Raw genomic sequence first — 6,792 nt, forward strand, 5'->3', positions numbered from 1 at the left:
GATGAGATCGGAAGGCATTAAAGCGAAGGGGGAAGTCGGTCGGGCCATGCGCATAACCAATCCATGACATTGGACGCACAGTATATCGTTACCATTAGATAAATGAATTAACCGCTCAGTCCACTAGCCACTTCTGTATGAAAGTCACGCTTCAATCCTTTCTGTGCGCTTGTGGGGGGTGTTTTGATAGAGGGTAACCATGCGAGGTGGTTACTTTTAGTGGTTACCAGCGGCCCTGCTAGGTGACCAGCGAAACAGACGATTTGGTCTGAGGAGAAAGGTATAGGGGATACAAGGAGAGATAGCCAGAAACAAGAAAGCCCGCACTAGGCGGGCTTCTTGAGGTGATTCATAGACTGCTGTAGACATCTATGGATCGGTACTTGGTGGCTACACAGGGACTTGAACCCCGGACCCCAGCATTATGAATGCTATGCTCTAACCAACTGAGCTATGTAGCCAAGTGGCGCGCATTATTCGCGGAGAACGACAAAGCGTCAAGCGTTTTTATTGAATTTTTATCTACGCTTTCAACTGTTTAACGAAAAGCCCTGGCTGGGCCGACGGGTGGCGGGGGATTTGCAGGTCTCCCGCAGTTGATCGGCGTTGACGGTCAGGACGTGCGGGGCATGCAGTCGATGGAGCGGTCGACCACGGTTTTGGCCATTTCCAGCAGGTGCCACACGGCGTGGATTTTGGCGCGGTCGTGGGGGGGCAGGTGGTCGCCGCAGTCCAGCACGGTGGCCGAGGCGCTGTGGATCAGGTGGGCGATGTAGAGCTGGGCGTCTTCGAAGCTGAGGTGTTCGTTGACGGCGAGGCAGTCGATGGGCGGATCGGGGAGTGCTTTGGTCATGGTGTAGCTCCTATTGAACGAGAGAGCGGCCACCTACGCTGCTAAACGAGGGGTGGCAGCTGTACGCGGGTTAGCAGACCGGTCAATAGGAAAACCAGCGCACCCGAAGGTGCCCCACGCACAGCCACCATAAGCGGAGACATGAACCGTGCGTCTATTGAAACGGGCTGCTAAACCCGATCACTGATTCCAGTGACGGATCGAAGACTAGCCAGCGGTTTCCACAGGCACAAGGCGCCGGGGATTGTCTAGGAAACATCCTTCAAATTAAAGCGATCCACCCTGCTGGCCTTTTACAAAGCATGACCGCAACGTCGTTAGCTCCCTAACGGGATAGCCTTGCTGCGTGTAAAAGTGGCACATTGTCGCACCTGCACCTGTGCATTCCCCCGCTGTACGGAACCCTCTTATGGCTCTTGGCAATTCCCCCGCCGCCGGGCAAACCAGCCCGTTGGTCATGCGGATCATCGGCGCGGTGGCGCTGGCGCATTTGATCAATGACTTGATCCAGTCAGTGCTGCCCTCGATCTATCCGATGCTCAAGGCCAGCTATGGCCTGACGTTCACCCAGGTCGGGCTGATTACCCTGACGTTCCAGCTCACCGCCTCGCTGTTGCAGCCGTGGGTGGGTTATTACACCGATCGGCATCCCCAGCCGTTTCTGTTGCCGTGCGGGATGGTCTGCACCCTGGTGGGGATTGTGATGATGTCCCAGGTCGGCAGCTTCGCGCTGATTTTGCTGGCGGCGGCGTTGATCGGGATCGGTTCGTCGACCTTTCACCCGGAGGCGTCCCGCGTGGCGCGGCTGGCGTCGGGCGGGCGTTATGGCCTGGCACAGTCGACGTTCCAGGTCGGCGGCAACGCGGGCTCGGCGTTCGGCCCGTTGCTGGCGGCGGCGATCATCATTCCGTTCGGCCAGGGCAATGTGGCCTGGTTCGGTCTGTTCGCGGTCTTTGCGCTGGTGGTGCTGTATGCGATCAGCCGCTGGTATCGCACGCACTTGAGCCTGTTCACGCTCAAGGCCGGCCAGGCGGCGACGCATGGGCTGTCGAAGCAACGCGTGATGGCGGCGCTGGTGGTGCTGGGGCTGCTGGTGTTTTCCAAGTACTTCTACATGGCGAGCATCACCAGTTACTTCACGTTTTACCTGATCGAGAAGTTCGACCTGTCGGTGGCCAGCTCGCAGTTGCACCTGTTCCTGTTCCTCGGCGCGGTGGCGGCGGGGACGTTCTTTGGCGGGCCGATTGGCGACCGGATCGGGCGTAAGGCGGTGATCTGGTTTTCGATCCTTGGCGCTGCGCCGTTCACCTTATTGATGCCCCATGTGGACCTGTTCTGGACCAGCGTGCTCAGCGTGATTATCGGCTTCGTACTGGCCTCGGCCTTCTCGGCGATTGTGGTGTACGCGCAGGAGTTGGTGCCGGGCAATGTGGGGATGATCGCCGGGGTGTTCTTCGGGCTGATGTTCGGTTTTGGCGGGATCGGTGCGGCGCTGCTGGGGCACCTGGCGGATAGTCGCGGCATCGAGTACGTGTACCGGCTATGCGCGTTCTTGCCGCTGTTCGGGCTGCTGGCGATCTTGCTGCCGCGCACGAAAAAGGCTTGATACTGTTGGGCAGATATCCCTCTCGCCCAACGGTTGCCAGCGAGGCTGGACTACGGTTGTAACGGGGTGCGCGTGGCGCGCTTTAGGTGTTCGCGCGCCCGTGACAGGCGTGAGCGCACGGTGCCGATCGGGATGTCGAGGGCGTCGGCGGTGTCCTGATAGCTGCCGTCGGTTTCCAGCGAGGCGTACAGCGTTTTGCGCATCTCGCTGGGCAGGTCCTTGATGGCGACCAGGGTTTTTTCCAGGCGGCGGTTGACCTCGAACTCCCAATCCAGGTTCTGGCTGTCTTCCTGGCCGTGCCACAGCGCTTCATCGAATTCGCAATGCACCGGTTTGGCATACATGCGCCGGAAGTGGTTGCGGATCAGGTTCTGCGCAATGCCGCACATCCAGGTGCTAAGGGTTGCCTGGCCGCTGAAACGCTCCCTGTTGCGCCAGGCCTCCAGGTACGTCAACTGCAGAATATCGTCCGCATCTTCCGGGTTGAGTACGCGCTTGTGTATGAAGCGCCGGAGCTTCTTTTGCTGGTCGTCCGTCAGGTGGAGCATGAATTGAGGCGAGCCGCCAACAAGGTGAGCTAAAGCACCAATAGGGATATCCATGATTTGTTCCTCAGGGTGGACGCGATCGAAATGGTTTCGATGGGAACCCCTTTAGCACCGGCTGTGCCAATCAGAAAAAAATCACAAGCTGTTGTTTTATATAAATAAATATTTTTTGTTTGGAGGGTTTTGTGCGGTTTCTTGCAAAAGCCCGGGTAGGGTTGTGCCGGTAATTTCAAAACCGCGCATGGGCGAAATTTGTTGGAACCGTAAAGCCTGCGTTTGCCACATAGGGACACAAACTCTACGTCCTGGCCCGCCCCATGAAAGTCGAATCGCTCAACGATGTGCAACTGATCCAACGCGTGGAACAACCTCGCGTCAGCGCCGGCCAAACAGCGGCTGCGGCGACAGAGCACGACGACATCGCCCAGATTTTCAATCAGGAAGTTGCGCTTAACAGCCAGGCGTTGAACCGCCGCGCGATGGGTGTGGCCGTGCCTGCCGTCGAGCAACTCGCGCGCATCTACGATCAATTGGGCCACCCGGCCCAGGAGACCATGGCGTCAATGTCGCGCCGGGTGCGTTCACAACTGATGCACAAAGTCAGCGCGGACAAGTTGCTGGCGCTGACCGGCGGCGACCCGGCGCGCGCATTCGTGGTGCTCAAGCATGTGGCGGCGCAGGCGCAAGCCGAAGTGCGCGTTAGCGAAGAGGCCTTGGCGCAAGAGGCAATTGACCGGTTGCGGGTGCGCTTCAAGGGGGAAATCCAGGCCGGCCTGAACACTGCCTTTGCGCTGGAGCAGGCCGCTGGCAATCCGCAAGAGCGCCAGGCCGTGCGTTCGCTGTATTACGCCAGTGTGGTCACGCGCCAATCCCTGGCAACGATGATGCAATCGTTGTTGGGCCTGTTCGGCGGTGACCGCTTCGCTGACGGCCTCAATGTGATGCGCCGGGCCCTGGCTGATGACATCGCCGCGCATTCGCCCTCGGTGCCCACGGCGCAGTTGCGCACGTTGCTGCTGGGGCTGCAAAGCTGCGCTCAGTTGGGCGGGGCGTTAGCCAATTGCCAGGCATTGCTGCAGCGCCTGAGCACCGATGAGGATTCGGTGAGTCTGTTGCAGCGCCTGCTGGGGTACACCGCCACGGGTGTCGATTCGGGCGAGGTATTGCGCCTGGCCGAAGACCTCGGTGGCGAGCTGGCGATCGGCCAACTGGTGTCCCTCAACGGCCTGTACCCGGTGATTCAGCGCCTGCCTCAGAGCTTGTGGCGTGACAGCCGCGGGCGCCAGGAGGCCTTGCACAAATTCTTGTTGGTGATGGACGAGTTCACACGGGTGGAGCGGGGCGACGCCCATATTGCCAGCGAATTGAGGGGCAGCGCATGAAGGTGCTGGCGACCATCAACGCTGTGCTGCTCAAGGTGGCGCGGCGTGCCGAGGTATTGGGCGCGGTGGTGGTCATGGCCATTGTGTTTATCTTTATCGTGCCGTTGCCGACCTGGCTGGTGGATATTCTGATTGCGCTGAATATCTGTATTTCCTGCCTGTTGATCGTGCTGGCGCTGTATTTGCCCGGGCCGTTGGCGTTCTCTTCCTTCCCCTCGATTTTGCTGCTGACCACCATGTTTCGTCTGGCGCTGTCGATTGCCACCACGCGTTTGATTTTGTTGGAGCAGGACGCGGGTGACATCGTGGAAGCGTTCGGCAACTTCGTGGTGGGCGGTAACCTGGCGGTGGGGCTGGTGATTTTCATGATCCTGACGCTCGTCAACTTCCTGGTGATTACCAAGGGCTCGGAGCGGGTGGCCGAAGTGGCGGCGCGTTTCAGCCTCGACGCGATGCCGGGCAAGCAGATGTCCATCGACAGCGACCTGCGTGCCGGTTTGATCGACGGCGGCCAGGCGCGTGACAAGCGTGAGCAGTTGGGCCGCGAGAGCCAGTTGTTCGGCGCAATGGACGGCGCGATGAAGTTCGTTAAAGGCGATGCGATTGCCGGGCTGGTCATTGTGGTGATCAACCTATTGGGCGGTTTTTCCACCGGGATGTTCCAGCACGGCATGAGCGCTGGCGACTCGATGGCGTTGTATTCGGTGCTGACCATCGGTGACGGCCTGATTGCGCAAATTCCCGCGCTGCTGATCTCGCTGACCGCCGGCATGATCATCACCCGTGCGGCACCGGATGGGCGCAAGGGTGCCAGTAACATGGGCGCGGAAATTGCCCGGCAGATGACCAGCGAACCCAAGAGCTGGATGATCGCGTCGGTGGGCATGCTGGCTTTTGCCGCCTTGCCGGGCATGCCTACGTTGGTCTTCATCCTCATTTCGATGATGACGGGCGGCCTCGGTTATTACCTGGCGCGTCAACGCCAGCGCGAGGAAGAGCCGCAAGCGGAAGCCACCGATGTGGTTCGCCCTGAAGACAACGGCGACGAAGATTTGCGCGGGTTCGATCCGTCGCGTCCCTACCTGTTGCAGTTTTCACCGGTTCTGCAAGGTTCGCCCGAGGTCACGGAACTCATCCACGGGATTCGCCAGGCGCGCAATGCGATGGTCGCCAACATCGGCCTGACGCTGCCACCGTTCGAGGTCGAACTCGTCGCCTCGCTGGCCGACGATGAGATGCGTTTTTGCGTCCACGAAGTGCCGATGATCAAGGCGTCGGTGGTCATGCTGGTGGCGGTGGAACGCAAGGCGCTGGCAGATGAGCCGGCCCACGCGGTGCAGGGGTTGGCCGAGCGCGACGAGCAGGACTGGCTCTGGCTGCCGCCCGACGATCCGCTGCTGGATGACCCGCAGTTGGAACGCTTCAGCGCAACCAGCCTGATCATCGACCGCATGAAGCAGGCCATGATGCTCAGCGGCCCGCAGTTTCTTGGGATTCAGGAGAGCAAGGCGATCCTCGGCTGGCTTGAGCACAACCAGCCGGAGCTGGTGCAGGAGCTGCAGCGGATCATGCCGCTGTCGCGCTTCTCGGCGGTGCTGCAGCGCCTCGCGGGTGAAGGTGTGCCGTTACGTGCCGTGCGCCTGATTGTCGAGTCGTTGATCGAGTACGGTCAGCATGAACGTGAGCCGGACGCCTTGGCGGACTACGCGCGCATTGCGCTTAAATCGCAGATTTTCCACCAGTACAGCGAGGCGGACGGCCTGCATGCCTGGCTGTTGTCGCCGCAGACCGAAAACGTGCTGCGCGAGGCGCTGCGCCAGACCCAGACCGGGGTGTTCTTCGCCCTCGACAACGACAGCAGCGCTTCGTTGGTCAACCTGCTTAACCAAGCGTTTTCCGTGCGGCCCAAAAGCAAGAGCGTGATGTTGGTCGCCCAGGACCTGCGCAGTCCCTTGCGCACGTTACTGATTGAAGAGTTCAGCCATGTACCGGTGCTGTCGTTTGCTGAGCTGGGGAGCGCCTCCAAGGTCAAGGTGCTGGGGCGCTTTGACCTTGGCCAGGACGAGCTGATGCGAGGAGCGGCGGCATGAGCGCAACCTGCATACCCGCGCCAGGGAGGACGTGCTGATGTTTGAGCTGCGCGTGCTGGAAGGTTTGAATCAGGGCGCTGCGTTGCCGTTGTTTGGCGAGCAGTGGAGCCTGGGTTGCCACGCTGACGCGGATCTGCTGCTGAACGACGCGGGGGTGGTCGAGCATCACGCGCAGCTGCGGCTGATCGACGGGTTCTGGTCGGTGCAGGCTGAAGCCGGGCTGTTGCAAAGCAGCAGCGGGCAGGCGCTGGCGCAGATCGCCGACCTGGCGCTCAATACGCCGTTTTCGCTGGGCAGCATTCAAACCTTCCAG

General features: G+C 60.4%; 6 protein-coding genes and 1 tRNA gene. 4 read left to right on the forward strand and 3 right to left on the reverse strand.

The window, feature by feature from the left end:
* Positions 1-384: 384 nt before the first annotated feature.
* Positions 385-461 (reverse strand) — tRNA-Met (locus L9Z73_RS22605).
* Positions 462-613: 152 nt separating this feature from the next.
* The gene (locus tag L9Z73_RS22610; protein WP_247405696.1) at positions 614-853 is read right to left on the reverse strand and encodes a hypothetical protein; all 240 of its coding nucleotides are present in this window, start codon (positions 851-853) and stop codon (positions 614-616) included.
* 409 nt (positions 854-1,262) lie between these two features.
* Between L9Z73_RS22610 and L9Z73_RS22615 the strand changes: the two genes are divergently transcribed.
* Positions 1,263-2,459, forward strand: coding sequence for an MFS transporter (locus L9Z73_RS22615; protein WP_247405699.1), 1,197 nt, complete (start codon positions 1,263-1,265; stop codon positions 2,457-2,459).
* A gap of 50 nt (positions 2,460-2,509) precedes the next feature.
* On the opposite strand, the gene L9Z73_RS22620 is transcribed toward L9Z73_RS22615, so the two are convergent.
* Positions 2,510-3,061, reverse strand: coding sequence for an RNA polymerase sigma factor (locus L9Z73_RS22620; RefSeq protein ID WP_247405702.1), 552 nt, complete (start codon positions 3,059-3,061; stop codon positions 2,510-2,512).
* A gap of 263 nt (positions 3,062-3,324) precedes the next feature.
* Here L9Z73_RS22620 and sctW point away from each other — a divergent pair, with 263 nt between their 5' ends.
* The 3 genes from sctW to L9Z73_RS22635 form a co-directional block, all read left to right on the forward strand.
* On the forward strand, positions 3,325-4,389 hold the full coding sequence (sctW, locus tag L9Z73_RS22625) for a type III secretion system gatekeeper subunit SctW (RefSeq protein ID WP_247405706.1): 1,065 nt from the start codon (positions 3,325-3,327) through the stop codon (positions 4,387-4,389).
* Complete coding sequence (gene sctV / locus L9Z73_RS22630; protein ID WP_247405709.1) at positions 4,386-6,479, forward strand: type III secretion system export apparatus subunit SctV; 2,094 nt, start codon at positions 4,386-4,388, stop codon at positions 6,477-6,479. The genes sctW and sctV overlap by 4 nt, the downstream gene beginning before the upstream one ends.
* A 37-nt stretch (positions 6,480-6,516) precedes the next feature.
* Positions 6,517-6,792, forward strand: a 276-nt coding sequence (locus tag L9Z73_RS22635; RefSeq protein WP_247405712.1) for an FHA domain-containing protein, incomplete at its 3' end; no start/stop codon positions are given.

Source organism: Pseudomonas emilianonis (assembly GCF_023072625.1).
Lineage (GTDB): Bacteria > Pseudomonadota > Gammaproteobacteria > Pseudomonadales > Pseudomonadaceae > Aquipseudomonas > Aquipseudomonas paraveronii.

What these genes read in the sequence shown, in the direction of transcription:
- sctW (WP_247405706.1), top strand. Translation starts at nt 3,325, where the DNA reads ATGAAAGTCGAATCGCTCAACGATGTGCAACTGATCCAACGCGTGGAA.
- sctV (WP_247405709.1), top strand. Translation starts at nt 4,386, where the DNA reads ATGAAGGTGCTGGCGACCATCAACGCTGTGCTGCTCAAGGTGGCGCGG.
- L9Z73_RS22620 (WP_247405702.1), bottom strand. Translation starts at nt 3,061, where the DNA reads ATGGATATCCCTATTGGTGCTTTAGCTCACCTTGTTGGCGGCTCGCCT.
- L9Z73_RS22615 (WP_247405699.1), top strand. Translation starts at nt 1,263, where the DNA reads ATGGCTCTTGGCAATTCCCCCGCCGCCGGGCAAACCAGCCCGTTGGTC.
- L9Z73_RS22610 (WP_247405696.1), bottom strand. Translation starts at nt 853, where the DNA reads ATGACCAAAGCACTCCCCGATCCGCCCATCGACTGCCTCGCCGTCAAC.